This is a genomic window from Paraburkholderia sp. J8-2 (genome assembly GCF_905220195.1).
GTDB lineage: Bacteria > Pseudomonadota > Gammaproteobacteria > Burkholderiales > Burkholderiaceae > Paraburkholderia.
In genome coordinates this window covers 1-2,004 of the sequence record NZ_CAJMZA010000078.1, presented here as the reverse complement: position 1 = coordinate 2,004, position 2,004 = coordinate 1, and the positions used below count along the sequence as shown (strand labels likewise).

Below are 2,004 nucleotides of genomic sequence, written 5' to 3'. Positions count from 1 at the left end.
ATTTTGCATGATTTAATTTCCTTAACTGCTGATTTTTTTGTGTAGTCACAAAAAAATCATGCCCCCGACGATTATGGCCAGCAAAACGCTCCAGCGGCTCATGGAAAGCGTCCCCCGAGGACAGCCGCTTGATCCACAGATGCTCCGCGACTGCGGCGTCAGCGCCCAGCAGACCACCTACCTGGTGAGCGCCGGGTGGCTGCAGCGCCTTTCGAAAGGCGCCTACCTCCTTGCGGGTGACACGCCGACGCGCGACGGCGTCCTCGCGTACCTCAGCCGGCATGTGACGGGCCTGCATGTCGGCGGCAAGACGGCGCTCGACTGGCAGGGTGTGCGCCATAACATGAGTTTTCGCGAGCGTGTCGTGCTCTGGGCCGCGCGGCCATACGTGATGCCGGGGTGGGTCAACGAACATCTGCCCCACACGCTGCAGACGACGCGCCTGTTCGATGACAATCTGCCGGAAGGCTTTGCGATCTCGCCGCTTCCCAACCAGGATCCCTCGATCCTCGTTGCCGAGCCCGAGCGTGCCCTGCTCGAGCTCGCGAGCGATGTCGGCAAGCGCCTCGCAAAAGGACAGTCCCTCGAAGAAGCCATCAATATCGCATCGTCGTTGCGCAACCTGCGCCCAAAGGTACTGGATACCCTGCTAGCCCATTGCACACGGGTGAAGGTCGTCAAGCTGGTGCGGGATCTTGGAGAAGCCAGCGGCTTTGCCTGGGGCAAGGATCTGCAGCGCCATGTCGACAGGCTTGGCCCCGGTAAGCGTTGGTCCAGCAGCCGCAGGGGCACGCCCTCATTGAACCTGAAGGCGTAACGTGCCCATTTCCACTCAGATGTGAACAGATGAACGATCAGTACCTCAACACCGTTCGCCTTATGCTGGCGATCGCGCCCGACGTTTTCGACGCGCCGCATTTCGCCATGAAGGGCGGAACGGCGATTAACATGTTCGTGCAGGACCTGCCCCGCCTGTCTGTCGATATCGACGTGATTATGCGCTCGCACGACCCCGACCGGGCCGAAGCACTGGCGATCATCAACACGGAACTTGTGCGCGCAAAACAGGCGATTGAGCGGCAGGGCTATCACGTCACTGTCGCTGGCGCCAGCGGCAAAAACAAGGGCGATGACGTGAAATTGACAGTGGCTTCCGCCGATACCCAGGTCAAGGTGGAAGTGAATTATGTCTTCCGGGGCACCCTGATGCCAACCGTCATGCGCCCGGTCGTTCCGCGCGCACAGGAAATGTTCCGCGTCGACTTCGAAGTGCCCACGCTCGCCGACGCAGAACTGTACGGCAGCAAGCTGGTTGCGGCGCTGGACCGCCAGCATCCGCGTGACATCTTCGATGTGCAGCACATGTACGAGACGTACGGTGGCCTGCGCGATGATTGCGTTGCCGCGTTCGTTGGCTACCTCGCTGGCCACAACCGCCCCGTTCACGAAGTTCTGTTTGCGAAGCCACATTCACTGGCGCACGAATACGAGGCAGGATTCGTGGGCATGACCGTCGACGAGGTCAGCCTTTCCCGGCTCAAGGAAGTCCAGGCACAGCTTCACCACGATCTGCCACGCGCGCTGAGCCCGAAGCATCGTGAATTTCTCCTATCCCTCGTCAGACTGGCCCCGGACTGGGCACTGATGCCCTACGCTCATCTGAGCGACATGCCCGCGATACGCTGGAAGATCGAAAACCTGCGCAAACTTCGCACACGCGACAAGCAGCGCTTTGCCGATCAGGAAGCGCTACTCCAGGGAGCATTTTCAGCACTGGATCGCGAGAATAGACCCGGATAGGAGACCGCGCGTCCCTTACGTCCGCCAAGTCGCGAACCGGGCCATGACCTGCCGTTCCGCCAGCGGGGAAACCTGCCGTTTGAATCGCTGCAATCCTCAGGCGGAACCTGAAGGATGCGATACGCCCGCCATCGGCCAAAGCCGACGGCCGCCGATCAACGGCTGTGCGGCGGCTGAAGTTCGCTTCACGGACATTCGCAAACC

The 2,004-nt window shown here is 60.8% G+C and carries 2 protein-coding genes; both read left to right on the top strand.

Going from position 1 to position 2,004, the window contains the following annotated elements; all coding sequences use genetic code 11:
* Positions 1–73 precede the first annotated feature (73 nt).
* Positions 74–817: a type IV toxin-antitoxin system AbiEi family antitoxin domain-containing protein gene (locus tag U5A52_RS42775; protein WP_321940430.1), complete on the top strand. Its 744-nt coding sequence runs from the start codon at positions 74–76 to the stop codon at positions 815–817.
* Positions 818–846: 29 nt separating this feature from the next.
* The gene (locus tag U5A52_RS42770) at positions 847–1,800 is read left to right on the top strand and encodes a nucleotidyl transferase AbiEii/AbiGii toxin family protein (protein WP_321940429.1); all 954 of its coding nucleotides are present in this window, start codon (positions 847–849) and stop codon (positions 1,798–1,800) included.
* The last annotated feature ends 204 nt before the right edge of the window (positions 1,801–2,004 follow it).

Bases quoted from the DNA above. Each gene is read 5' to 3' on its own strand.
- U5A52_RS42775 (WP_321940430.1), top strand. From the start codon at position 74: ATGGCCAGCAAAACGCTCCAGCGGCTCATGGAAAGCGTCCCCCGAGGA.
- U5A52_RS42770 (WP_321940429.1), top strand. From the start codon at position 847: ATGAACGATCAGTACCTCAACACCGTTCGCCTTATGCTGGCGATCGCG.